Raw genomic sequence first — 24664 nt, forward strand, 5'->3', positions numbered from 1 at the left:
TACCAGCCACCACCGAATCTAGCGCAGCGTTCCCCTGTTGCGTCAATGTTCACAGTCCCGGTTTTTTGTTCACGATCGCTTGACTTTTAAGACAGTCGCTATGAGTCTTGAGCATATTATGCCCCAAAAGTCACCCTTACGTAAGGAATGGCAAGAAATGTTAGGCACAAATTATAGCAAGACCCAAAAAGAATTGCTTCACACTTTGGGAAATCTCACGTTGACACAATATAACTCTGAATTATCTAACAAATCTTTTGAGGAGAAATTGAAGATTTTAAGGACTAGTAATGTGACTTTGAACCAATATTTTCACAAGGTAAATGTTTGGAATGAAGAGGAAATCAAAAGTCGTGCTGAATCTTTAGCTAAGATAGCGATTAAAGTATGGCCTCGATAAAAGAAATTTTATGCGATCGCACCTTTGCACTTCGCACACAGACCTAACCCCCTAACCCCCTTCCCTACAAGGGAAGGAGAAATCCGGCTCCCCTCTCCGCTATGCCTAACGGCAGGCTTACGCCAACGGAGAGGGGTTGGGGGAGAGGTAGGGGAAACACACCTTATTTACTAATAAAAACTAAGAGAGATTTCAAAATGACATAGATAATTGTAAAAATTGATGAAATGATAAATAAAACAAATGAAGTATTACTGATAAATATGAATTAACTTATCTGCTATATATTCATTATAGGCAGGCTCACTCAGGTCGGTGAATTCCGGCCAATCCGCAAAATGATCCATATAAAATAGCCAGATATCGGACAAGTCTGCGTCATTCGCCAATTTCTGCTTAAGTGACTGCAATCGGTCGATATTCATTTTGTAACAGGTGTACCGTTTAAAGTCATCACAGGATCGCGATCGCAAAGGCTAATATCAGCTTTCCAACGGGAGGGGAATTTTGAATCAATGAAAGTGACTTTAAATCTGCCCCAATGATAGGTAGGTTTCCCATCTGCCCCTTCTCTATAGGTATCGCAACGTACCGATGAAGACTTTTGTACCCAGTAGCCATTGTATGAACCTCGGTCATTAAACACTCCTGCTAAACCATCAATGAAGATTACTCCATCGCTACCATAACGCCACATGGCAGTTTTATTACGATCTTCTTGATAAACCACTTTATATTCTTCCGTTTTCCAAACCTCATCTGCTAGAGCTTTTTGAGGCGCAGCAGTGCAAATCAATAAGGCGTATGTCAGGAGAACATAGTTCTTTTTCATAAAATTGACTTTGATCAATTCAAAATTTGGCATGAATTACGAGGTCAATTTTCTCACATTTTTATGCGCTTATTGCGAAAATAAAAGGTCTTGGGGCTAAAACGCACATATTGCCGCAAGATTAGATTATAAAGTCGCAGTAGTGTTTATGATGTTGGCTTGCTCAGTCTCTTGTGAAAGTATGTAATGAACGAGCTTCGCTTTTCTAGCTCCAAAAACTTTTGGAAAACCCTACATTATCTCTCCATTGGCGTTCAGTTAAAGATAATTTTTAGGGATTGCTCAGACGGGCTAATATCCCTAAACCTAAACCAAAAATTAAGGTAAGTCTCAAAATTAGCACAGTGTGCAACTGACTAAAAAATGGAAGTAATTGATTTTTTACTGCGACTGAACTAAAAGCACCAGCCCAAGCGATACTTAGTACTATCAATAAAACTACATATAATGTTATTCCTCCACTAAAAGCTAAAAGTAAAATTCCAGTTACACCGTGGCTTAATATGTAACACCAACCTAAAGTTTTAGCCCAACTGATAACGCCAAAAATTTTCCAAGCAAAACTGCGAGTCAATGTTAAAGTCAAAAATATTAAAGTAACTCTGGATAAAGTCAAGGCACTGCCCTGCTGTAAAGCCTCATCCCAAACTGGTGTCCAAGCAAATAACCAGCCTAGCATTACATAGCAAGATAAGCTAAACACCAGTTTTATCCAAACAATATATATTGCAAACATTTCTAAATTAACCTTACTTATTAATAAATATTTGAACAAATAATATTTATTCTTTGGAAGTCCCATTATATTACTGACGGATGGAAAGTTTACCCTAAGTTTATTGACTCAGGCGATCAGATTGTGAGTAAGATTTACATGACTAGATTAGAAGATGAAAACATCCGTTTACGTCATTATTTAGCACGACAACAGACGCTCCTAACGTCGCTACCGCTTCGCTATCGCAAAACACTATGTTATTCTAAGACCGTAGAAATACTGGAATACTCTATCCGATTATTACTTCATTACTTTAAGTATCATTTTATCCTAGTGTTCAATTAATTCATACCGCACTCAGCAACGCCAAGAATTGCTGTATAGTTTGAGGTATGCCAGATTGTACTCCCAAGAGTTGCTCTATGATTGCTCTACCTGGTATTGCCATCCAAAGCAAGATATATGAAAGTTCTAATTCTCTGGTTTATCGGGGTATTAGAGACGATGGAGTAGCAATCATAGTAAAAATACTCAAGCTTGATTATCCCTCACCTCAAGAACTAACTCGCTACAGACAGGAATATAAAATTACTCGTTCCCTTAACTTGGAAGGAGTGGTGAAGGCATACAGCCAGCAGGATTATCAACGCACTCTGGTGATTCTCTTAGAAGATTTTGGGGGAGAGTCCCTAGAGCAATGGATGCACAAGCGCCCAGATATCTTCTGCCCCATGCCTTTATCCACTTTTTTAGGTCTTGCGATCGCCCTCACCGACATTCTGGGCAGAATCCATGCAGCCAATGTCATTCATAAAGATATCAACCCTGGAAACATAGTCCTGAATCTCGATACTGGCGTTGTCAAAATTATTGACTTTGGGATTGCCACCCAATTTAATCGCACAAATCCAACCTTCAAAAGTCCTCATGTGTTGGAAGGAACACTCGCATATTTATCTCCAGAGCAAACAGGACGGATGAACCGTTTGCTCGATTACCGCACCGATTTTTACTCCCTTGGTGTGACCTTCTACGAACTTCTAACCGGACATCTGCCGTTTCCCACAACAGACATTCTTGAGCTAATCCATTGTCATATTGCTAAAGTGCCTATTCCACCTCACGAACTGAATGCAGCGATCCCTAAAGCCGTTTCAGATATAGTTTTGAAATTGATGGCGAAAAACGCAGAGGATCGCTATCAGAGTGCTTGGGGTATCAAAGCAGATTTAGAAATCGGTCTTCACCAGTTCGCAGAAACAGGTCAAATTGACAGTATTCAACTGGGTATTCAAGACGTTTGCGATCAGTTTCAAATTCCCCAAAAATTGTATGGACGCGGAGCAGAGATTGAAGCATTATTAGCAGCGTTTGACAGAGTAGCAGAAACGGGGAATGAAGAATTGAGAGTAAAGAATCAAGAAAATTCTCAATTCCAAGTTGAGATGATGTTGGTATCTGGCTACGCTGGGGTTGGTAAATCAGCCTTAGTACAAGAACTCTACAAGCCTATCACTGCAAAACGCGGCTATTTTGTTTCTGGTAAGTTTGACCAATTTGGACGCAATATTCCCTACAGCGCGATCGCAGATGCCCTGCAAAAATTGGTACAACAGTTGCTCGGTGAACCAGACGAGCAAGTGCAACAATGGCGATCGCGCCTTCTAACAGCTTTGGGAACCAACGGACAAATTATCATTGAGATCATCCCGGAAGTTGAATTAATTATCGGCAAACAGCCGCCTGTATCAGAAGTTGGAGCAACTGAAGCTCAAAATCGCTTCAATCTAATTTTTCAGAAGTTTGTGCGGGTGTTTTGTTCAGAGTCACACCCGCTTGTGATCTTTTTAGATGATTTGCAATGGATAGACTCAGCAACGCTGAAGTTAATTGAGCTAATGTTGCTTGATGAACAAACCAAATTCCTATTTTTAATTGGAGCCTATCGAGATAATGAGGTAAATCCAACTCATCCGTTGATGTTAACGCTAGAGAGACTGCGAAAACAAGGGGCAGTGCTTCAGGAAATTATCCTAACACCATTAACGCTAAGTCCACTGAGTCAGTTGATTGCCGAGACGCTACATCAGAATGCAGACACCGTTTCTTCCTTAGCTGGGTTAGTACTGCGTAAAACCGAGGGCAATCCTTTCTTTGTCGGTGAATTTTTGAGAATGCTGCATAGCGAAAATCTGCTGACATTTGATGCTGAACACTTATGCTGGCAATGGAACATTGCTGATATTCAAGCCCAGGATATTACCGATAATGTGGTGGAGTTGCTACTAATCCAGTTAAATAAATTACCAGAAAACACACAGCAAATTCTCCAGTTAGCAGCTTGTATCGGTGCTGAATTTAATTTAGATACGTTAGCGATCGTTTGCGAACAATCTCCTAAAGCAATTTCTCTAGATTTACTAGTAGCCATTCAAGCTGGATTAATTCAACCTATATCTGAATTAGATGAAAACTTGTTAGTTCAAGAATATAAGTTTTTGCACGATCGCGTACAGCAAGCAGCTTATGCTTTAATCGATGAGTCGCAAAAACTTGGGGTACATCTGCAAATCGGTCGCAATTTACTCGAAAAGACTTCGCCACAGCAGCTAGCAGAGCGGTTGTTTGAAATTGTTGACCAACTGAATTATGGAACCGAGTTAATCAGTGAGCAATCTGAATGGAATGAGATTGCTAAACTGAATTTGCAAGCAGGTCAGAAAGCGCTGTCAGCGACGGCTTATGAAGCAGCTTTCAAGTATTTCAATGCAGGGCTTAAACTCCTTGATGTGGAAAGTTGGCAGCGTGAGTATGACCTAACTTTGGTGTTGCATTCCGAGGCAGCAGAGGCAGCATACCTCAGTGGTCACTTTGACAAAATGGAGCGGCTTGTAGAAGAAGTTCTCAGTCATGCGAAGACAGCGCTCGATAAAGTGAAAGCTTACGATAGCAGAATTCAAGCATGGCTGTCGCGGGGCGACCCTAAAGAAGCCCTTAAAACTGGCTTGGAAGTGCTGCAACTCTTGGGAATTAGTTTAGTAGAAGCTCCAAGTCAGTTAGACGTTCAAGCAGGATTAGAGGAAACAGCTTCACAATTTGCTGGGCGGGAAATCGAAGATTTGATTGATCTGCCAGAGATGACTGAACCTGTGCCACTGGCAGCAATCTACATTTTAGTAAGCACAGTAGGCGCGGCTTTTAATGTGTCACCTGCTCTGATGGTTCTGATTGTGTGCAAGATGGTGAATTTATCGATCACCAATGGAAACGCTATCTGGTCGCTTCTCGGTTATGCTGCATACGGCATGATGCTATGTGGAGTTGTACAAAACATTGAACTGGGCTATCGATTTGGCAAATTATCCTTAAATTTAGCGAAAAGATTAAGTAACAAGAGAGGTAACTGCAAAGCATTGCTGATGGTGAATTTTCATATAATTCACTGGAAAGACCACCTGAAAGAGACGTTCCCTAGTTTAGCTGATGCTTATCAAAGCGCTATAGAAAGTGGAGAGTTTGAATTTGCCAGTTATTGTGCATTCAGCCTCTGTTATTATCCCTTTTTTGCAGGGCAAGAACTGACGGAACTGGAACAACAAACAGCGATTTATCGGAAAGCCACCAATCAAATTAGGCGAGAGACTGCTTCCACTTGGCTGGCAATGTTGCAGCAAACAATCCTTAACCTGCGAGGTCAATCTGAAAATCCAAGTCGCTTAGTGGGTTGTATATATGACGAAGAGCAAGCACTATCACGGGCGATCGCTGTCAAGGATGGAACTAGCCTTCACTATTTTTACTTAAATAAGCTGATTTTATGCTATCTTTTCGGGGAGTATGAGCAAGCTGCAAAAACGGCTACTTTATCAGAACAGTATTTAGGCGCAGCCACAGCAATAATCTCTGTACCTCAATTCCATTTCTATGACTCTCTAATATTTCTGAGCTTGTTGGCGGATGCTTCAAACTCTGAAAAAGCAGCTTGGTTGAATCGCATTAACGCCAACCAAGAAAAAATGCAGAAATGGGCACACCATGCCCCCATGAATTTTTTGCATAAATTTCAGTTAGTTGAGGCAGAGAAAGCACGAGTTTTGGGTCAGTTTTTTGAGGCAGAGGAGTTTTATGAACAAGCTATTCAAGGGGCTAAAGAAAACGAGTACCTTCAAGAAGAAGCTTTAGGCTATGAGTTAGCTGCAAAACATTACTTGGCTCGTGGTCGAGAAAAATTTGCTCATCTTTATATGAAGGAAGCCCATTACTGCTATGAGCGGTGGGGAGCAACCGCAAAAGCCAAAGATTTAGAGACTCGCTATCCACAGTTTTTTCCTCAGTCGCTGAATGTGGCTCCCACACCAGTTCACACCATTGCTGGAACTACTTCTAACACCTCACATATTGCTTTCGATTTAGCAACAGTAATCAGAGCATTCCAAGCCATCTCTCGCGAAATTGAACTGGATCAGTTACTCAATTCTTTGATGCAGATATTAATTGAGAATGCTGGGGCACAAACTGGATGCTTGATTTTGGAAAACGCAGGAGAATGGGCGATCGAGGCTGCTTGTGAATTCAATAATGATGCGAATCTTTGTGCTACACAAGTACTGCAATCGATTTCAATGGTAAATCGTTTACCCGAATCCATTATTCATTATGTGATTCGGACTCATGAATCTGTGATCTTAAATGATGCAAATCGTGAAGGTAATTTCATCAATGAGCGATATATTCAGCAGAACCAAACGAAATCACTTCTTTGTTTGCCGTTGTTGAATCAAAGTAAACTTGTTGGTGTGTTGTACCTGGAAAATCAATTAGCAACTGGAGCATTTACACCGGATCGATCGCAAGTTCTGCATCTGCTATCAACTCAAGCAGCCATTGCGATCGAAAATGCCAAACTCTATTCAAAGCTACGCACTAGCGAAAGTCAGATGGCTCAATTTCTAGAAGCGGTTCCGGTAGGAATTGGAATAGTGGATGCGACTGGTCGCCCCTACTACGCCAATCAACGGGGAATTCAGTTAATGGGCAAAGAGATTGATCCTTTTGTAGCACCGGAGCAAATCGCAGAGGTTTATCAACTTTATGTAGCAGGAACGGATCGGATATATCCAACTGAGCAACTGCCAATCATCCGGGCGTTGAACGGCGAACGCACGAGGACAGATGATTTAGAAATTCACCAAAACAACGCAACCATTCCAGTTGAGACATGGGGAACTCCAGTCTTTGACGAACAGGGCAATGTGGTTTATGCGCTTGTCACCTTTCAAGACATCACAGAGCGGAAACAAGCAGAACACCTGTTAGCCAATTACAACCGCACCTTAGAGCAACAGGTAGCTCAAAGGACGGCAGCTTTACAGCAAAGCCAAGCAGAACTGCGCGAACGAGAACAGGAATTACGAGTGATCACGGACGCTCTACCTGTTTGTATCACCTATGTAGATGCCGACCAGCGTTATCGGTTTGCCAACCGCACATACGAGGAATGGTTTCACCGTAGTCGAGGTGAAATTTTGGGCAAGCATATTTGCGAAAACTTGGGTGAGGCGTCTTATCAAGTTGTACAACCGTACATCAATCAAGCATTGGCAGGGCAAATCACAACCTATGAGGCAGAAATTCCCTGTGTGTTTGGCAAGAAATATATCAGTAATTCCCTCATCCCTGATTTAGATGGCAATGGTCAAGTGAAAGGATACTATGGTCTGATTACAGATATCAGCGATCGCAAACGTGCCGAAGAAGCCTCAATTTTAGAGGAACGCAACCGCATGGCACGCGAAATTCATGACACTCTCGCGCAAGCCTTTACGGGGATTCTGGTTCACATGGGAACCGTTTCTCGATTAGTGACAACCAACCCCCAAGCAATTCAAACACATATTAACACCGTGCGAGATTTGGCTCGCACCGGGCTAACAGAAGCTCGACGCTCCGTTGCAGCACTGCGCCCCCAATCTCTAGAAGATGGCAATCTGTGGACGGCACTGCAACGATCTGTAGCTACCATGCAATCTTCAACCGAAACCAGTCTGATTTGTGATATTATTGGCACGCCCTATACGTTACCCCCTGAAACAGAGAATAATCTTCTGAGAATTGCACAAGAAGCATTTACGAATTCAATTAGGTATGCGAATGCAAAGGAAATTCGGATTGAATTAATTTATGAACCAACGCAATTCTGCTTACGAATTAGAGACAAAGGACAAGGATTTGAAGCCAACCATACAACCCTAAATCGGGGGTTTGGCTTACTGGGGATTACCGAACGAGCGGAACGAATTGGGGCACAACTCTCGATTGAGAGCCGATTAGGGCAGGGAACAGAAACGATCGTATCCGTACATCGGGAGGCATCAGCGTGAGTCAGTCTACAGCAATCCGCGTTTTGATTGTTGATGATCACTCGATTGTCCGGCAAGGACTAGCCGCGATGATTGAGAATGAGCCAGATATGACGGTGGTAGGTCAAGCGGGCAATGGGCAGGAAGCGATCGCTCAATATCGACAACTACAGCCTGATGTTACCTTAATCGACTTACGGATGCCCCAGATCAACGGCGTTGATGCGATCGTCGCCATCTGTGCTGAATTCACCCATGCCCGCATAATTGTACTGACCACTTATGACGGGGACGAAGATATTTATCGAGCATTACGCGCCGGAGCCAAAGGCTATCTGTTGAAGGACGCGGAACCGGATGCACTGCTGAATGCGATTCATATTGTTCACATCGGACAACAATATATCCCTTCCGAAGTCGCTGCCAAACTGGTGCAACGGATGAACATTCCAGAGTTAACCGAGCGAGAACAAGAAGTTGTTTGCCAGATGGCGCGTGGCTTGAGTAATCAAGATATTGCTGCGGCTTTGAATATTACTGAAAGTACCGTCAAATTTCACATTAACCGAATTCTGAGCAAATTAGGCGTGAGCGATCGCACTCAAGCAGTGATTACCGCACTCAAGCGGGGGCTTGCCAAGTTGTGAAAGCAATGAGAACTGAACTTAAGTTCGGTTGAGAGTTAGTTTTAGAGATAGTCAGCAACTGTTGTTTCATCCCTTCAATTACTCAACCCTGAGTTGGCGACAAAGCTGAATTAGTTTCATAAGCTAAAGACATAGAAAAAACGGAGTCGGAAGGAATCACAGATAGGAGTCAATGAAGAGGACAAGGGGCAGTTCTTGCAAGGAGCAGGGAGCAGGGGGAGGGAAAGTCGTAGTGAAGTTCAGAAATTGGATAATTTCTTTTTTGGATTTGATATCGTTCGCTGGAATATGGAGCAGTTAATGGCAGCCATTATTGCTGCAAGTAATGAAGTGCTTTGATCCTCAATTCCACAATTATAAGAGGTAAAATAATGAGCACCGAATTCAGTAAAAGCAAAGTTGCAATTGTCGGCCGGGGCGAGGATCTCAATTGGTTCGATACAATGCTCGGTGAGCAGATGGCTATCCGCGTGCATAGCAGAGATGTCGGCGGAGCTTTCACAATCATCGAAGCACGAGTCCCACCGTTCATAGGGCCGCCACTCCACTATCACGAAGATAGGGAGGAGATATTTGAAGTACTTGAAGGCAGATTTCGATTTCACTGCGAGGGCGAAGAGTTTGAGGTTGCGCCCGGAACATCGGTTGTTGTACCCCGGAACAGCGTGCATGGATGGGTGAACCTCGGGCCGGGAGCGGCTCGCTTGCTTTTCACCTTCGTACCAGGCAGAATCGACGAATTCTTCCCCCAAATTGGTCAAACGCCACCCGAAGCAATACTACTCGGGTTTTGGATTTTGAACTCAGAATTGGGTTTGGGGAAAAGGTTAAAGGGGAAGGGTTAAAGGTTTTTTCTTTCCCTTTTCCCCTTCCCCTTTTCCCCTTAACCGACAAGTATTGCCACCCGAAGGATGGACGGATCTTGGAAATCAGTACGATAGTTTGATCGTCGGAGCGCCCCTGTCTGTCAAAAAATCGGCTGCAAACGATTAACGTGCGTTTTAACTGAACTAACTTGACTGGTCTAAATTGAGCGATGGTCGGATTGCGCTCGACTCACTTAGTTTGGGCTGGAGCGCCTGACCCGCCATAGGCGATCGCTAAACAATGAAGTGTAACCAATGTGAGCAACCTAAGGGAGAACAAAATGAGCAACATTAACGTGGACAGTAAAAACATGAAACTCGAAGTTTTGGTGATCCCCGTCTCGGACGTTGACCGATCTAAGCACTTCTATGAAACGTTGGGGTGGCGGTTGGATGCCGACTTCGTTACCGATAAGGACTTCCGGGTGGTGCAGCTGACCCCTTCCGGCTCGGAGTGCTCGATTATCATCGGCACCGGTATCACCTCAGCCGTGCCGGGTTCGGTTCAGGGTTTGCACCTCATCGTTTATGACATCGAGGCGACCCGCGCCGAGCTTGTCAGCAGCGGCATCGACGTAGGGGAGGTATTCCACGACGTGGGGGGGATATTCCACCGAGCCGGAACCGAGGGGCGGGCAACAGGCCCAGATCCAGAACGTCGCGACTATGCCTCATTTGCCTCATTCAGTGACCCGGATGGCAATGGTTGGTTACTCCAAGAGGTAAAGACGCGGGCCCCCGGACGGTAACGGGAATCACTCATTGGGGATGCCTCACTAATTTGGGGCTAGTAGTCTGCCAACCCAAAAATGCGCTTGTGAGGACTGGGGAAAGGGGAAAGGGGAAAGGGGAAAGGTTAAGGGATTTAAACCCTTTCCCCCTTACCCCTTACCCTTTACCCCGCCAAGTACACTTGGCGAACTACTAGGGAGGCGGTTGGAACAACCAAGATGTCTCCAACCCATCTATTCACTACGAAACATTTGTACATATTCACAAAGGAGCAATACCATGAGCTAACTAGTTAATAAGAGCGTACTCGTTACTGGAGCATCTAGCGGAATTGGTGCCGTCTATGCCGATCGTTTCGCAAAGCGTGGTTACGATCTCGTGCTGGTAGCGCGTGACCACGCCCGAATGGAAGCTCTAGCCGAAAGACTACGCCGGGAAACCGGGGTGGCGGTTGACATCCTTCAGGCGGATCTCACCGATGCTGGTGAACTTGCCCAAGTGGAGGAGCGGCTACGTACTGACACGCATACTGGTATCCTGATCAACAACGCTGGTGCCAGTGCTGCCAGCAGTTTTGTAGATCAAAGCCCGGACGAGGTGGCTAAAATCATCAGCCTCAACACCATAGCGCTGACGCGGCTTGCCAGCGCCGTCGCTCCACGGTTCGTCAAGGCGGGCAATGGCGCGATTATTAACATCAGTTCGGCGGTTGCGTTAGTACCGGAATTCGGTTTGACAGTCTATGGCGCAACCAAAGCCTTTGTCCTCTTCCTCACCCAGGGTCTCCACTTCGAGCTTGGCGCTAAAGGAATCTATATTCAGGCTGTGCTACCGGCATCAACGCGGACGGAAATCTGGGAGCGCTCAGGTTGGGATATGAATGCGCTACCGCCTGCTATGGAAGTTGACGAACTGGTGGATGCCGCCCTTATTGGCTTCGATCGCCGCGAGACTGTCACAATCCCGTCGTTGCCCGATGCGGAGCAGTGGAACGCCTTCGACGCTGCTCGTCAGAGTATGATCCCAAATTTCAACCACGTCAATGCCGCAGCCCGCTATCACCTTGCCTCAAAGCCACATGCGCGCCAGTTATCATAACTTTTTCCCAGGCAGTTTACTGAAATTCGCTTGGCAAGTTCAAAACCATAATTTTGACGAGCGAAGTCTTCACCAGAGGTTTTTTACTCCATCTGAAAGATCAATAGCTGCCTACCTTAGCCCTTCGTTCCTTACAAATCTTCTTTTAGCCAATGGACATGATTATGACAACACCAGAGACAATGACAGGAAAAATCAACCCCAAGGAACTGACCCAAAGCAGACTGCAATTGCACTATGCCGTTCAATATATTGCCGCAACGGGCGCGGCATTGGTAGAGCCTCTACCAGATTACAGCCACACTAGCATGACATGGAATCCGGTTTTAGAAGCGTTTGTTGGATCGACTATTCGAGCGGTTCAGCCCTTTCAAATAGCACTCAAGCCAGCCAGTCTTACATTAAGCTTGATAAATCATCAGAACGACGCGATCGCATCTTTGCTCTTACACGGAAAGACAATGCAAGAAGGGCTAGATTGGCTTCAGCAAGAGATTTCTAAACTCGGTGCAGATGCCAGCAAAATTGTATTTTTAGACTATCCACCTGATGATTTTCCCGATCATCCCCTTGCTCACGGAGCCTCCTTTGATGCCAGTCAAGAGGTGGAATTGGGTGAATTAGCAAATTACTACAGCACCGCGCATCAGCTACTTCAGACGATTGTTACAACTAACGAGAATGCTTCAGCGATTTACATTTGGCCCCATCATTTTGATATAGCAACATTAATTACACTTCCTGGCACCAAAAATGGAAACCCATTGACGGTTGGGGTTGGGTTATCGCCTGGAGACACTAGCTATCAAGAACCTTACTGGTATGTGTCTCCTTATCCGTATCCAGACACAGCCAATCTTCCTACCCTTGATAGTCGGGCTTTTTGGCATACCCAACACTGGGTTGGAGCTGTGCTGCAAGCTTCTCAATACACTGAGAATACTAATGCCCAAACTCAACAACAGCAGGTTGCGGCATTCCTGGATTCTGCTGTGAAAGCATCAATAACCCTGCTCAAGTCCGAATCTTCTGCTAAAGTTTGACGATGAATGTCTCGCAAACTTATCCTCTCTGTTATCACCAGGCTTTGCGCCATATCTGCGCTAGAAAAATTGATTGATTGTGTGGCTTTGTTGGATAAATAAACCCAGTGAAATCAAGGGTTTGGGCGGAATGGCACTAAGAAAAGGGAAAATCGTTGAGGCAGCAGGGGGGCTCTAGGAGCGGAGGAGCAGGGGAGAAAGAAGAAATTTTAGGCATACGAACAGAAGAAATAGAAATTCCCCTCTGCACCCCTGCTCCTCTGGAATCCTTACGCTGCCTACCATTCAGCTTAACTTAGTGCCATTCGGTTTGGGCGATTGAGATACCAAAAAATATTTATTCTTTAACATCTTGAGAGGCTCAAACCCTTACCCATTAGGCGATCGTTCATGCAACAAAGCCTATTCGGATGGAAATCACAGTCGGTAAACAAATTTACAACACAAAATTATTCACTATTTAAATAGGATTACTTGTACCTATGAAGAATATTAACAGGTCTCTTGGGGCAATGGAGAAAATATTTTGGTTGCTCGACCAAGCAAGCCAGGTACATTTCGTTATCGCAGCAGAAATTATTGGGACAAAAACAATTAGTGAATGGAAAGAGGCTCTCAATACATTACAACATCAGCATCCATTTTTATCAGTTTATATTAAAAATAATGGGTTTGTATATCCATGTTTTCAACATGAAAATGGAACAGAGATCCCTTTGCGTGTAGTAGAGGAAAACGTAAATTATCGTTGGGAGGAAGAACTCGAAAAGGAACTATCAATGCCATTTGATTCCACACAGGCACCATTAGTGCGTGCAGTCTTAGTGCAGCAAGGGCAAAAGAGTATATTTATTTTTGCATCCCACCATTCTATAGGTGATGGAATGTCAGGTTTAATCATCATCAATGATTTATTAAAGTCACTTGGCGGGCAGCAACTTTTGTCATTGGAAGCACCTGATTCATCGGATAATTTGCTTGGTATTACCAATCATTACTATGAGAAGGTGGATAGTGGAAGCTTTTTATTAGATAGCTTAAAAGATCAGCCTGTTTTTATCCGAAGAGAAGAAGTAATGCCCTTTATTGAGCGATTGCAGTTATCTTCTGAGTTTACTTTGCGGCTTTCTAATCGTTGCAAAGCGGAAGATACTACCGTTCATGGAGCACTATGTGCGGCTTTTGTAATGGCGGGAAGAGAAATAGAAAAGGATTGGAAGAATATACCAATCCGATTAGTATCGCCGGCTTCTATCAGGAAAGCACTGGGTACCAATGATAATATTGCTCAATATATTGTTGCAAAAACAATTATTTATCCTGAACAAACTGAATCGGCATTTTGGGATATGGCCCGATTTAGCAAAAGAGAAAAAGCATTAAAACTAATATTGAAATTGCCAGCCAGCGAGTCTTTAACACAAAGGATGTAATCGAAGTTTCCAACCTGTTACAAAAAGGCGTTGCCAGGGAAATAATGTTAACAAATCTTGGTCGCTTTCCTTATCAAACTGATTTTGGAGCTTTAAAACTGGAAGGTATTTGGGGACCCTTAGCTTTATCGGGTTACAAGGGCGATCAAACAATTGGGGTTACAACAACTAACGGGTCAATGCGCCTCGTGCATGTTAGTCGTATTCCGTTAAAATCTCTGTTGAGGATTGCAGAAAATATATTGATAGCGGCTTGTACATAATCAGCTTATTAAAATTTGCCGATGTCGCCCCTCTGTTGGCGTCGTCGGGCTACAGGGCGATCGCATACGGGGGGGTAACAGAAACAAAACTTACACTAAAGTTGAAAGTCTACTGGGTTAAGCATTACAGAAATCACTCTTTTTGCCCCTGAAAAACTTGGAGAGTCGAAATTAAATGTACCAATTTAAGGTATAAGCTACTTGGCATAGCTTTTTTGTACGGCTCATTTTGAGTTTAAAGCTCCTAAATTTCACAGGCTTCAATCATTTATAGACTTATATTTTGCTTCTATTAGCAAGCGTGGGAGATACTTATGTGGCCTAAGACAGAACTGATAGATTTGCTCAAAATCGCGCATCCCATAATTCAGGCTCCGATGGCTGGCGCTTCCACACCTGAGTTGGTTGCAGCTGTTTCTAATGCAGGAGGTCTTGGCTCGTATGGCGGGGCGGCCACCGCACCAGTCAAACTTCGCTCCATTATCAGGCAAATTCGAGATTTGACAGACCAACCCTTTGGAGTTAATTTGTTTGCCCCAGCTGTTGAAGCGTATCAACTTACGCCTGAGCAGCAAACACCGATGTCTGAGCTATTAACAAAATGGCACAACGAACTTGACGCTGGACCTGTGCCCGAACCAATACCGATACTAGGACCATTTGTAGATCAATTTACTGTCCTGCTTGAGGAGAAAGTACCTGTTTTTAGTTTCCACTTTGGGCCAGCGCCAATCGAGGCAATTCGGGAGATACACGCTATAGGCTCAATTGTATTAGCAACCGCAACGACCGTCCGTGAAGCAAAAGCTCTAGTCGTTGCAGGAGTCGATGTCATCATAGCCCAGGGCTTTGAAGCCGGAGGTCATCGCGGAACCTTTGCGGTGCCTTATGAACACGGATTGATTGGAACAGCAGCATTGGTGCCGCAAATAGCTGATGCGGTATCGGTTCCGGTAGTTGCAGCGGGCGGAATCATGGATGCTCGTGGAATCGTTGCTGCATTTGCACTTGGGGCAAGCGGGGTACAAATGGGAACCGCCTTTCTCGCCTGCCCTGAGAACAATATCCCAGAAGTCTATAGGCAGGCGGTACTCAAGTGTAAGGACGAAGACACGGTGATTACTGAAGTATTTTCCGGCAAACCCGCCAGAGCAATCCGAAATCGATTTATACGTGAAATGGAGAATCACAAGGACAAGGTACTGCCATTCCCGGCTCAGATGTCTATAGGGCGGGTTTTGCGTCAGACTTCTGCTCAACAATCAAGTCCAGATTTTGTCAGTATGTGGGCAGGGCAGGGAGCAGCATTAGCTGAAGCTCTTCCGGCAGGTGAGCTGATCGAAAAAATGATACAAGAATTTCTTGCCGTAACTGCTTTTTTACAACTCAAATAATAAGTTAAGAGTTCAGACCAAAGTCTATCTCTGAACAACCGCTTGCAGTACTTAAGACAGGCGAACCAGAGTACATGAATGAATGGCACTAAGAAAAGGGAAAATCGTTACTAAGAGCGGAAACCTACAAAGCAACGACTGAACATTATGTCTACACCATCGATTCCCAATAATCCTCTGATTGGCATTTGGAAGTTAATTTCTGCGATCGCCATTCACTCACATGGAACGATTAATCCAGAGGTGTATGGAACACATCCCGTTGGCTACATCACCTACACATTGGATGGTCACATAATGGTAATGTTTTCCAGGAGCGAACGGTCATCGCTGAGTCAAGAGATTCAATCGCCGTTCAGGCCAGAGATGCAATCCCTATCTACTGAAGAGCTTGCTCAAGCATTCACAACATTCAATGCTTACGCTGGAACTTATACGTTAAGTGGCAACACAGTAACTCACCAAATCGAAATTGCATCGATTCCTAATCGGGTTGGCAAAACGTTGGTTCGCACCTTTACTCTGAGTGAGAGCCGATTAACGCTCTCGACGCCGCCAGTTTTGAGTGATGGCGGTGAAACAGTTTTCGAGTTGGTGTGGGAGCGCATTTAACTACTCTTTGAATCAAGATTTAAGCACTTTCAAGCCGTTTCTAACTTATAGCTTAACTCGGCAAGTTTCACTGTTCCAAATCAAATAACCAATATGGACACTAAATCTCGTTTGCTTTTTTAAGGGCTTCTGTCTTACAGCAGGATGAAGTTTTGCAACTTTATTTTGGAATCCAATTGGCGCGAGGAAAGGACAACATGCAAAGAAAAACATTTAAAACGTCCGATGGTGACCAATTGAGCTACATCAGTGCGGGTAGAGGAAAACCAATCGTGCTGCTTCACGGTTGGTCGCAGTCTGCGGAACAATTCAAATATCAAATTCCTGTTTTTGCCGAACATTATCATACGATCGCAGTCGATTTGCGAGGACACGGTGAGTCAGAAAAAGTATCGTTCGGTTATCGAATCTCTCGCCTATCCAAAGATATTCAGGAATTGATCGGCGCTCTGCAACTCGAAAAGCCGCATCTACTAGGTCATTCAATGGGATGTGCCATCATCTGGAGCTATCTCGACCTATTCGGCTTAGATGAAATTGATCAGTTAGTGTTGGTCGATCAATCGCCACTGGGAACGTTGCGATCGCATTGGAACGCTCAAGAAATAGCAGAGTCCGGGACAGTTTTTACTGCTGAACAACTCAATGCAGCAGTACACACCTTAGAGAATGGCAACGCCGAGGAACTGACTCGAAACATCCTGACTTCAATGGTCACACCAGCGATGTCAACCGAACAGTTCGAGTGGATCGTCGAGTGCAATCAACGCTTGCCACGGGCGTTGGCGAAACCTACCGTAGGTAATCGTTACGACGCTGCTATACAACCATCTTCATACGGACTGGCGCGATCAAATTGTCAGGATTCGTCAGCCAACCCTGATTATTGGTGGCAGAAAAAGTATTATTCCGTGGCAATCGCAGGTCTGAATCAATCAAAGCATTCCTAACTCTGAGTTGGAAATCTTTGAAGCGGCTGAAGGCGGCGGACATTTCACGTTCATCGAGAATCCAGAAAAGTTCAACCGACGAGTTTTGCAGTTCTTATCGCAATCGCTTGAAACAAACCAGGAAAAGCAAACAGCAGGGCTGGACACCCTAATTAGAGATATATCCCTTCCGAAGTCGCTGCCAAACTAGTAGTCTGCCAACCCAAAAATGCTGCGTGATGGCTGGGTAAAGGGGAAGGGGTAAGGGATTTGAAACCTTTCCCCCTTCCCCTTTACCCTTTACCCCGCCAAGTTCACTTGGCGAACTACTAGTGCAACGGATGAACATTCCAGAGTTAACCGAGCGAGAACAAGAAGTTGTTTGCCAGATGGCGCGTGGCTTGGGTAATCACGATATTGCTGCGGCTTTGAATATTACTGAAAGTACCGTCAAATTTCACATCAACCGAATTCTGAGCAAGTTAGGCGTGAGCGATGCCTTCTCCTGTCGGAGACGCTACGCGAACGGCAAGGCTTCTCTACGAGAGGCTACGCCAACGCCAACGCACTTAAGCGAGGACTTGCCAAGTTGTGAAAGCAATGAGAACTGAACTTAAGTTCGGTTGAGGGTTAGTTTTAAAGATAGTCAGCAACTGTTGTTTCATCACTTCAATTACTCAACTCTGAGTTAGCGACAAAGCTGAATTAGTTTCATAAGCTAAATACATAGAAAAAACGGAGTCGGGAGGAATCACAGATAGGAGTCATGCCAATCCCTTGATGCTGTGAGAAATCCTTTTTGATACAGTATCTGATGAATCAAGATAGTAATTTTAATCAACTTTTTGTTCCACCTTCCGAACGCGATCGCTATCAGGGGATGCTCAATGCCCCGATCATACTCGTGGAATATGGAAATTACCAATGTCCTCAGTTCCGGGAAATGCATCAGTTGATTCAGGCAATTGGGCAAGATTTCAATTCCGGGCTGACTGAGAAAAATTCGATTTGTGTAGTGTTTCGTCACTTTATCGAACATTCAATCTATCCTCAAGCACAAAAGGCAGCAGAAGCAGTAGAAGCAGCAGGAGCGCAAGGTCAGTTTTGGCAGATGCACGAGATGCTACTCACCCATCAAGAGGCATTGGGAAACGGCTATCTCGTTGAGTATGCCAATGATCTAGGTCTCGACATCTGCCAATTTTTGCAGGATATCTTCAAACAAGTTCATGTTGACCGCATCAATCAAGATATCGCAAGTGGTCAGCAAAGTGGAGTAGTAACTGCACCAGCTTTGTTTATTAATGGAATTCAGTATTGCGACCGTTGGGACATGGAGCAGTTGATGGCAGCCATTATCGCTGCAAGTAATGGAGTGCTTTGATCCTTTATTACACAATTCAAAGCAGAACGATTAAGTTGCATTTTTGCTCAAAGAACTACCGAAACACCTAAAACGAGGATACACGATGAAAATGCAGAAAGTATGGTTCATTACCGGAGCCTCCAGGGGCTTTGGGTTAGAAATTGCCAGAGCAGCCCTGGCAGCGGGCGACCAGGTAGTAGCGACGGTTCGCAGTCAGCCCGCACAACTGGCCGCTACTCTGCACAACCACCCGGATCTGTACGTTGTGCAGATGGATGTCACCCAGGAAGACCAGGTACAACAGGCTGTCAAGCAAGGCATTGCCCGTTTCGGCCGGGTTGATGTCTTAGTCAATAATGCCGGGTTTGGCATGGTTACTGCGATCGAAGAAGCCACGGATGTCGAAGTTCGTAAACAGTATGACACCAACGTGTTTGGGTTGCTGAACGTGGCTCGTGCCGTGTTGCCGTACCTGCGCCAGCAAAAGTCTGGGCGGGTCATCAATATCTCGTCTTTATTTGGCTATGATGCAGTTCCGGGCTGGGGATTGTACGGGTCGACTAAGTTTGCGGTCGAAGGTCTCTCTAAAGGGCTAGCGGTCGAACTGGCACCACTCGGCATCCACGTCACGGTAGTGGCTCCCGGTCTTTTTACGACCGACTTCCTGAGTACTGAGTCCTATGTCGCCGCTAAAACCACGATCGCCGATTACCAGGCAACAGTAGGTTCCATGCGGAACGGAGCCGATGCGCTACATGGGAACCAACCTGGCGATCCGAAAAAGTTTGCCCAGGTGATTCTTCAACTCGCCAATACAGAACGTCTACCGCTGCATTTACCCGTCGGGAAGGACACGATCGCGATGTATCAAAGCAACGCCGCGAAAATGGCACAGGAAATCGAAGCATGGCTGCCAGTCGCTACCAGCACTGACCATGACCACCGCATAGCGGCTTTGACCATAGCCTGACCTACAACAAAGCCCACATTATCTCCAAAGGATAATGATAACTATGAAGACACTTATGTACTTTAGGTTCAAAACTTTTTTAAGTTGAGGTGATTTATGTCTTATCTCCTATAGCTAACACCACATAACTAAAATTTTGTCAATGGGTAAGTTCTATGGCTGAAAACACGCTGCAATTGCACTGTGCTGTTCAATAAATTCGTCCCTCGTTTCACCAACCCCTCAAAAGCATAAAGGAGTTTTATATGGGTACTGAACAGAAAGTCGCTGTTATTACCGGCGCATCGCAGGGCATCGGCGCAGCCCTTGTCAAGGCGTACCGCGATCGCAACTACCAGGTGGTCGCAACCTCGCGCTCGATCGAGCCATCGGACGATGATGCAATTCTCGCAGTGCCGGGCGACATCGCCGATCGAAAAACCGCCGAGCGTGCGATTTCCGAAGGCGTGTCGCGCTTTGGGCGCATCGACACGCTCATCAACAACGCGGGCATCTTCATCGCCAAGCCATTTACCCAATACACTGAGGCAGACTACGAGGCATATCTGGGCACCAACGTCACTGGCTTCTTTCACATGACACAACTCGCGATCGCAGAAATGGAGAAGCAGGGTAGCGGTCATGTTGTGCAGATATCGACGAGCCTAGTTGACAACCCGATCGCTGGCGTACCATCTGTACTCGCATCACTCACAAAAGGCGGACTGAATGCCGCGACCCGATCGCTGGCGATCGAGTATGCCAGGCGCGGTATCCGGGTGAACGCGATCGCACTGGGTACTATCAAGACGCCAATGCATCCTGTCGAAACCCATGCACAGCTCGATGCTCTGCACCCGATCGGTCGTATGGGTGAAATCTCCGACATCGTTGATGCAATCCTCTACCTCGAATCAGCCAACTTTGTGACAGGCGAAATTCTTCACGTCGATGGTGGTCAGAGTGCGGGTCACTGACACCACCTTGCGCCAAGAAGAATGACTCTGACGCTCTCAACCAGAGTTGCTCAACCGTTTAGCTTTTAAAAGAACACAGGCATGATCTACGAATTACGCATTTATCACGCCATACCCGGACGACTACCCGCGTTGCTGTCGCGCTTCCAGAACCATACATTACAGATTTGGGAAAAGCATGGCATCCGTCAGGCTGGATTCTGGACAACGTTAGTTGGCGAGAGCAATCAACAGCTTACCTATATGCTTGCCTGGAACAGCATGGCTGAACGCCAGGAGCGCTGGAACGCATTCCTCGCCGACCCCGAATGGATCGCGATCAGCAGCGAGACTGAGAAAGACGGGCAACTCGTGCAGAACATCAGCAACGAGTTGCTGGCACCGACCGCCTTTTCCTCAATGAAGTGAAGATATCAAAAAGTTTGACCAGTCCATTTCAACGCCATTGGAGAGTAACAATCATGAGTGAAGCAACAACAAGTCAAACTAAGCATCCCGCTGATCTAACCCCCCCAACGAATGGCACTAAGAAAAGGGAAAATCGTTGAGGCAGCAGGGGTACAGAGGAGCGGAGGAGCAGGGGAGAAAGAAGAAATTTTAGGCATACGAACAGAAGAAATAGAAATTCCCCTCTGCACCCCTGCACCCTTGCTCCTCGTTTGGGCTGGAGCGCCCGGCCCGCCAAAGGCGATCGCAGAAGAATGAAAAGTAACCAATTTGAACATCAAACTTACCAACCGAAAGGAGAACAAAATGAGCAGCGATCACGTAAACAGTCCAAACATGAAACTCGAAGTTGTAGTGTTCAGCGTTTCCGACGTTGACCGCGCCAAGGCATTCTACGAGAATCTTGGCTGGCGGCTCGACATCGACATGGCGGAGGGCGACTTCCGCGGCGTGCAGATGACGCCGAACAACTCCGAAGCCTCGATCATCTTCGGCAAGGGAGTCACTCCGGACAATCCTGGCTCGGCGCACAGCCTGGTTCTCGCCGTGGACGACCTCGACGCCGCCTGCGAAAACTTGATCGCTCGCGGTGTCAACGTGAGCGAAATCTTCCACTATGCCGGCGGCCCCTTCAACAACACCGTGGAGAACCCGCGCGTTGGCGGGCGCGACCCGCAAGGTCGTTCCTACTTCTCGTTTGCCTCATTCGAAGATCCGGACGGAAACAGCTGGCTGCTCCAGGAGATTAAGGAGCGACTTCCCGGCCGCGAGTGGAAGTTAACGCAGGCACGAGCCACAGATGTTCCAACCCTTGCAGATATCCTCCGTGAAACGGCGGAGCACCACGACCATTACGAGAAGACACACGCCGAGCACCACTGGTGGGACTGGTATGCGCCCTACCTGAGCGCGCGTCAGAACGGCAGCAGTCCAGAAGAGGCCGCCGTCGCCGCCGATCGTTACATGGAGGATATTTTTACTGTTCTTTCCAAATGATGCGGTCAAAGTTGCCACACCTGCTAAGTCCGTCGGCGACTAGTAGTTCGCCAAGTGAACTTTGCGGGGTAAAGGGTAAGGGGGAAAGGGGAAAGGGTTTAAATCTCTTACCCTTTTCCCTTTTCCCTTTCCCCAGTCCTCACTTAGCATTTTTGGGTTGGCAGACTACTAGGTAGCGGCAGAGGCTTACGAAGCCAACGATTTTTGCTCAGGAACTCAGGACAGCGTTCAGGTCGCTGTGCTGAACCCGAATCCGTGGACGGGTCTGGCTCCCGCCCCCCGTCCGCGGCCTTACTTTGAAACCTGCGTAGATGTGTCGGCAGCGTTCCTTCGCTCCGTATCAGATTAGGAGACCCACTGTTACCGGAGATAATTTATTACCTAACATAAACAGTAAAATTTTAAAACAATGAAAAAGACTAAAAATATCCTTAACAGTGCGATCGTTAAAGCCGCCGCCGTGCAGATTAGTCCTGTGCTGTATAGCCGGGAGGGTACTGTCGAGAAGGTCGTGAAAAAGATCCATGAGCTGGGTCAACAGGGCGTTCAGTTCGCAACCTTTCCCGAGACAATCATTCCCTATTATCCCTACTTCTCCTATGTGCTAGCCCCGTTCGCTTTGGCAAAGGAACATCTGCGGTTGCTTGAAGAGTCGGTTACGGTGCCGTCTGCTGAAACCCGAGCGATCGCCGAAGCCGCGAAGGAAGCAAACATGGTCGTTTCGATCGGTGTCAATGAGCGCGACGGCGGCTCGATCTACAATACGCAGCTTCTCTTCGACGCAGACGGGACGCTGATTCAGCGCCGCCGCAAGCTTACGCCGACTTATAACGAGCGGATACTCTGGGGTCAGGGTGATGGTTCGGGCCTGCGCGCCATCGATAGTGCCGTTGGGCGGATCGGACAACTTGCCTGCTGGGAGCATAACAATCCTTTGGCACGGTATGCGATGATCGCCGATGGTGAGCAAATTCACTCGGCGATGTATCCCGGATCGTTCGCCGGCCCGCTGTTCGCAGAGCAAGCGGAAATTAACGTCCGCCAGCACGCCCTTGAATCCGCCTGCTTTGTCGTCTGTGCGACCGCGTGGCTGGATGCCGATCAGCAGGCTCAGATCATGAAGGACACGGGTTGCGCGATCGAGCCGATTTCTGGCGGCTGCTTCACTGCCATTGTGAATCCGGACGGCCAGATTATCGGCGAGCCTCTCAAAGCGGGCGAAGGCGAAGTGATTGCCGATCTTGACTTTGCCCAAATCGATGCCCGCAAGCGGCTCATGGACGCACGGGGTCATTACAGTCGCCCCGAACTACTCAGCTTGTTGATCGATCGGACACCCGCGTCACCCGTCCATGAGCGCACCGTACACCCGAAGGTCGAGGCTATGCACGCAGCCTTTGACGAGGAGAGGATCGTCGAGATCCTCTAATTCCACCGTACCTAGCTAAACGCAACTGCACAGAGGTCAGCACGTGTCCGAAACAATCAATCCTAATCGCCGCTACTTTTTAACAACCATGATTAAAACTATTGCTGCTACCCAGCTCGGCATGTTCGGCTGTACCAAACAGGATACTACGTCGGCAACGGCTGAGTTACTGATTGAAGGTGAACTGCCTTCTCTTGTCGGCGCGATCGCATGGCTCAATTCGCAGCCGTTGACGGTTGACGAACTGCGCGGAAAAGTTGTACTCATCAATTTCTGGACTTATACCTGCATCAATTGGCTGCGCCACCTCCCTTATGTTCGCGCGTGGGCCGAGAAGTATCAGGATCACGGACTAGCCGTGATCGGTGTGCACACGCCCGAGTTTGAATTCGAGAAGAATATCGATAATATCCGCCGAGCCTTGACGGAAATGAGAATTGACTACCCGATCGCCGTGGATAACGATTATGCGGTGTGGCGCGCTTTCGAGAACCATTATTGGCCAGCCCTTTATTTTATAGACACGCAAGGACGCATTCGTCATCACCAATTCGGCGAGGGCGAGTACGAGCAATCGGAAAGGGTCATTCAACAGCTACTGTCTGAGTCCGGAACTGGCCATGTCGGTCAGGAAATGGTCGAAGTCGACGCTCGCGGTTTTGAAGCCGCCGCCGATTGGGGCAGCCTGAAATCGCCTGAAAACTACCTCGGCTACGAAAGAACGGAGAATTTTGCGTCTCCCGGTGGCGCGGTGTTAAACAAGCGTCATTTATATACCGCCCCCGCGCAATTGAAACCTAATCAATGGGCGCTTTCGGGCGATTGGACAATCGGAAAACAAGCCATTGTACTGAACAAATCCGGCGGGCGAATCGCGTACCGCTTCCACGCACGCGACCTTCATCTTGTCATGGGGCCGGCCGAGCCAGGAACATCCGTGCGGTTCCGCGTGCTTGTAGATGGGCTGCCGGCAGTCGCGGCTCGCGGACTTGACATCGATGTGCGAGGCGAAGGCACGGCTACCGAACAACGGTTGTACCAACTGATGCGACAGCCAAAGCCCATCAGCGACCGACAGTTCGAGATTGAATTTCTGGATTCTGGGGTGGAGGCTTTTGCGTTCACGTTCGGCTGATAACGCAAACAGATACGCCTTTGCAACGAGCGACAAGAA

21 protein-coding genes and 2 pseudogenes are annotated in these 24664 nt (G+C 46.7%); 21 read left to right on the forward strand and 2 right to left on the reverse strand.

Annotation, left to right across the window (positions count from 1 at the left end):
- The first annotated feature begins 100 nt into the window (after nucleotides 1-100).
- Nucleotides 101-400 carry an HNH endonuclease family protein gene (locus H6G86_RS19880; RefSeq protein WP_190935826.1) on the forward strand — a complete coding sequence of 100 codons (300 nt, stop codon included), beginning with the start codon at nucleotides 101-103 and terminating at the stop codon, nucleotides 398-400.
- 421 nt (nucleotides 401-821) lie between these two features.
- On the opposite strand, the gene H6G86_RS19885 is transcribed toward H6G86_RS19880, so the two are convergent.
- Both H6G86_RS19885 and H6G86_RS19890 read right to left on the reverse strand, forming a co-directional pair.
- Nucleotides 822-1232, reverse strand: a complete 411-nt coding sequence (locus H6G86_RS19885) for a hypothetical protein (protein WP_190935747.1) — start codon at nucleotides 1230-1232, stop codon at nucleotides 822-824.
- Nucleotides 1233-1503: 271 nt separating this feature from the next.
- Complete coding sequence (locus H6G86_RS19890) at nucleotides 1504-1968, reverse strand: hypothetical protein (protein WP_190935748.1); 465 nt, start codon at nucleotides 1966-1968, stop codon at nucleotides 1504-1506.
- A gap of 54 nt (nucleotides 1969-2022) precedes the next feature.
- On the opposite strand from H6G86_RS19890, the pseudogene H6G86_RS19895 reads away from it, so the two are divergent.
- The 20 genes and pseudogenes from H6G86_RS19895 to H6G86_RS19990 form a co-directional block, all read left to right on the forward strand.
- Nucleotides 2023-2295: pseudogene (locus H6G86_RS19895) on the forward strand (IS1 family transposase); the annotation flags it as partial.
- 77 nt (nucleotides 2296-2372) lie between these two features.
- Nucleotides 2373-8330 carry an AAA family ATPase gene (locus tag H6G86_RS19900; RefSeq protein ID WP_190935749.1) on the forward strand — a complete coding sequence of 1986 codons (5958 nt, stop codon included), beginning with the start codon at nucleotides 2373-2375 and terminating at the stop codon, nucleotides 8328-8330.
- The gene (locus H6G86_RS19905; protein ID WP_190935750.1) at nucleotides 8327-8956 is read left to right on the forward strand and encodes a response regulator; all 630 of its coding nucleotides are present in this window, start codon (nucleotides 8327-8329) and stop codon (nucleotides 8954-8956) included. Before H6G86_RS19900 ends, H6G86_RS19905 begins: the two co-directional genes overlap by 4 nt.
- Nucleotides 8957-9327: 371 nt before the next feature.
- Complete coding sequence (locus H6G86_RS19910) at nucleotides 9328-9801, forward strand: cupin domain-containing protein (protein WP_190935751.1); 474 nt, start codon at nucleotides 9328-9330, stop codon at nucleotides 9799-9801.
- Nucleotides 9802-10103: 302 nt separating this feature from the next.
- Nucleotides 10104-10571: a VOC family protein gene (locus H6G86_RS19915; RefSeq protein WP_190935752.1), complete on the forward strand. Its 468-nt coding sequence runs from the start codon at nucleotides 10104-10106 to the stop codon at nucleotides 10569-10571.
- 292 nt (nucleotides 10572-10863) lie between these two features.
- A pseudogene (locus H6G86_RS19920) lies at nucleotides 10864-11652 on the forward strand (SDR family NAD(P)-dependent oxidoreductase); the annotation flags it as partial.
- A gap of 164 nt (nucleotides 11653-11816) precedes the next feature.
- A complete protein-coding gene (locus tag H6G86_RS19925) occupies nucleotides 11817-12695 on the forward strand; it encodes a hypothetical protein (protein WP_190935753.1) in 879 nt (292 codons plus the stop codon).
- Between the two features lie 482 nt (nucleotides 12696-13177).
- Nucleotides 13178-14128: a condensation domain-containing protein gene (locus tag H6G86_RS19930; protein ID WP_190935754.1), complete on the forward strand. Its 951-nt coding sequence runs from the start codon at nucleotides 13178-13180 to the stop codon at nucleotides 14126-14128.
- A gap of 577 nt (nucleotides 14129-14705) precedes the next feature.
- A complete protein-coding gene (locus H6G86_RS19935) occupies nucleotides 14706-15785 on the forward strand; it encodes an NAD(P)H-dependent flavin oxidoreductase (RefSeq protein WP_190935755.1) in 1080 nt (359 codons plus the stop codon).
- Nucleotides 15786-15932: 147 nt separating this feature from the next.
- Entirely contained in the window at nucleotides 15933-16397 is a 465-nt protein-coding gene (locus tag H6G86_RS19940) for a lipocalin-like domain-containing protein (protein ID WP_190935756.1), read from the forward strand.
- A 197-nt stretch (nucleotides 16398-16594) separates the two neighbouring features.
- Entirely contained in the window at nucleotides 16595-17347 is a 753-nt protein-coding gene (locus H6G86_RS19945) for an alpha/beta fold hydrolase (protein WP_190935757.1), read from the forward strand.
- Nucleotides 17348-17667: 320 nt separating this feature from the next.
- Nucleotides 17668-17937, forward strand: a complete 270-nt coding sequence (locus tag H6G86_RS39585; protein ID WP_190935758.1) for a response regulator transcription factor — start codon at nucleotides 17668-17670, stop codon at nucleotides 17935-17937.
- 203 nt (nucleotides 17938-18140) lie between these two features.
- Nucleotides 18141-18710 carry a DsbA family protein gene (locus H6G86_RS19955; RefSeq protein ID WP_190935759.1) on the forward strand — a complete coding sequence of 190 codons (570 nt, stop codon included), beginning with the start codon at nucleotides 18141-18143 and terminating at the stop codon, nucleotides 18708-18710.
- 85 nt (nucleotides 18711-18795) lie between these two features.
- Nucleotides 18796-19662: an oxidoreductase gene (locus H6G86_RS19960; RefSeq protein WP_190935760.1), complete on the forward strand. Its 867-nt coding sequence runs from the start codon at nucleotides 18796-18798 to the stop codon at nucleotides 19660-19662.
- Between the two features lie 245 nt (nucleotides 19663-19907).
- The gene (locus H6G86_RS19965; RefSeq protein WP_190935761.1) at nucleotides 19908-20618 is read left to right on the forward strand and encodes an SDR family NAD(P)-dependent oxidoreductase; all 711 of its coding nucleotides are present in this window, start codon (nucleotides 19908-19910) and stop codon (nucleotides 20616-20618) included.
- An 81-nt stretch (nucleotides 20619-20699) separates the two neighbouring features.
- On the forward strand, nucleotides 20700-21026 hold the full coding sequence (locus H6G86_RS19970) for an NIPSNAP family protein (RefSeq protein WP_190935762.1): 327 nt from the start codon (nucleotides 20700-20702) through the stop codon (nucleotides 21024-21026).
- A gap of 111 nt (nucleotides 21027-21137) precedes the next feature.
- Nucleotides 21138-21323, forward strand: a complete 186-nt coding sequence (locus tag H6G86_RS19975; protein WP_190935763.1) for a hypothetical protein — start codon at nucleotides 21138-21140, stop codon at nucleotides 21321-21323.
- A 48-nt stretch (nucleotides 21324-21371) separates the two neighbouring features.
- Nucleotides 21372-22061 carry a VOC family protein gene (locus H6G86_RS19980; protein WP_190935764.1) on the forward strand — a complete coding sequence of 230 codons (690 nt, stop codon included), beginning with the start codon at nucleotides 21372-21374 and terminating at the stop codon, nucleotides 22059-22061.
- Between the two features lie 409 nt (nucleotides 22062-22470).
- On the forward strand, nucleotides 22471-23490 hold the full coding sequence (locus H6G86_RS19985) for a nitrilase-related carbon-nitrogen hydrolase (protein WP_190935765.1): 1020 nt from the start codon (nucleotides 22471-22473) through the stop codon (nucleotides 23488-23490).
- A gap of 43 nt (nucleotides 23491-23533) precedes the next feature.
- Entirely contained in the window at nucleotides 23534-24625 is a 1092-nt protein-coding gene (locus H6G86_RS19990; RefSeq protein ID WP_199338355.1) for a thioredoxin family protein, read from the forward strand.
- The last annotated feature ends 39 nt before the right edge of the window (nucleotides 24626-24664 follow it).

It is taken from the genome of Nostoc sp. FACHB-133, from assembly GCF_014698055.1.
Classification (GTDB): Bacteria; Cyanobacteriota; Cyanobacteriia; order Cyanobacteriales; family Nostocaceae; genus Nostoc.

Bases quoted from the DNA above. Each gene is read 5' to 3' on its own strand.
- H6G86_RS19900 (WP_190935749.1), top strand. From the start codon at position 2,373: ATGATTGCTCTACCTGGTATTGCCATCCAAAGCAAGATATATGAAAGT.
- H6G86_RS19925 (WP_190935753.1), top strand. From the start codon at position 11,817: ATGACAACACCAGAGACAATGACAGGAAAAATCAACCCCAAGGAACTG.
- H6G86_RS19910 (WP_190935751.1), top strand. From the start codon at position 9,328: ATGAGCACCGAATTCAGTAAAAGCAAAGTTGCAATTGTCGGCCGGGGC.
- H6G86_RS19945 (WP_190935757.1), top strand. From the start codon at position 16,595: ATGCAAAGAAAAACATTTAAAACGTCCGATGGTGACCAATTGAGCTAC.
- H6G86_RS19880 (WP_190935826.1), top strand. From the start codon at position 101: ATGAGTCTTGAGCATATTATGCCCCAAAAGTCACCCTTACGTAAGGAA.
- H6G86_RS19975 (WP_190935763.1), top strand. From the start codon at position 21,138: ATGGCACTAAGAAAAGGGAAAATCGTTGAGGCAGCAGGGGTACAGAGG.
- H6G86_RS19985 (WP_190935765.1), top strand. From the start codon at position 22,471: ATGAAAAAGACTAAAAATATCCTTAACAGTGCGATCGTTAAAGCCGCC.
- H6G86_RS19955 (WP_190935759.1), top strand. From the start codon at position 18,141: ATGAATCAAGATAGTAATTTTAATCAACTTTTTGTTCCACCTTCCGAA.
- H6G86_RS19935 (WP_190935755.1), top strand. From the start codon at position 14,706: ATGTGGCCTAAGACAGAACTGATAGATTTGCTCAAAATCGCGCATCCC.
- H6G86_RS39585 (WP_190935758.1), top strand. From the start codon at position 17,668: ATGAACATTCCAGAGTTAACCGAGCGAGAACAAGAAGTTGTTTGCCAG.
- H6G86_RS19930 (WP_190935754.1), top strand. From the start codon at position 13,178: ATGAAGAATATTAACAGGTCTCTTGGGGCAATGGAGAAAATATTTTGG.
- H6G86_RS19960 (WP_190935760.1), top strand. From the start codon at position 18,796: ATGAAAATGCAGAAAGTATGGTTCATTACCGGAGCCTCCAGGGGCTTT.
- H6G86_RS19980 (WP_190935764.1), top strand. From the start codon at position 21,372: ATGAGCAGCGATCACGTAAACAGTCCAAACATGAAACTCGAAGTTGTA.
- H6G86_RS19965 (WP_190935761.1), top strand. From the start codon at position 19,908: ATGGGTACTGAACAGAAAGTCGCTGTTATTACCGGCGCATCGCAGGGC.
- H6G86_RS19940 (WP_190935756.1), top strand. From the start codon at position 15,933: ATGTCTACACCATCGATTCCCAATAATCCTCTGATTGGCATTTGGAAG.
- H6G86_RS19885 (WP_190935747.1), bottom strand. From the start codon at position 1,232: ATGAAAAAGAACTATGTTCTCCTGACATACGCCTTATTGATTTGCACT.
- H6G86_RS19890 (WP_190935748.1), bottom strand. From the start codon at position 1,968: ATGTTTGCAATATATATTGTTTGGATAAAACTGGTGTTTAGCTTATCT.
- H6G86_RS19915 (WP_190935752.1), top strand. From the start codon at position 10,104: ATGAGCAACATTAACGTGGACAGTAAAAACATGAAACTCGAAGTTTTG.
- H6G86_RS19970 (WP_190935762.1), top strand. From the start codon at position 20,700: ATGATCTACGAATTACGCATTTATCACGCCATACCCGGACGACTACCC.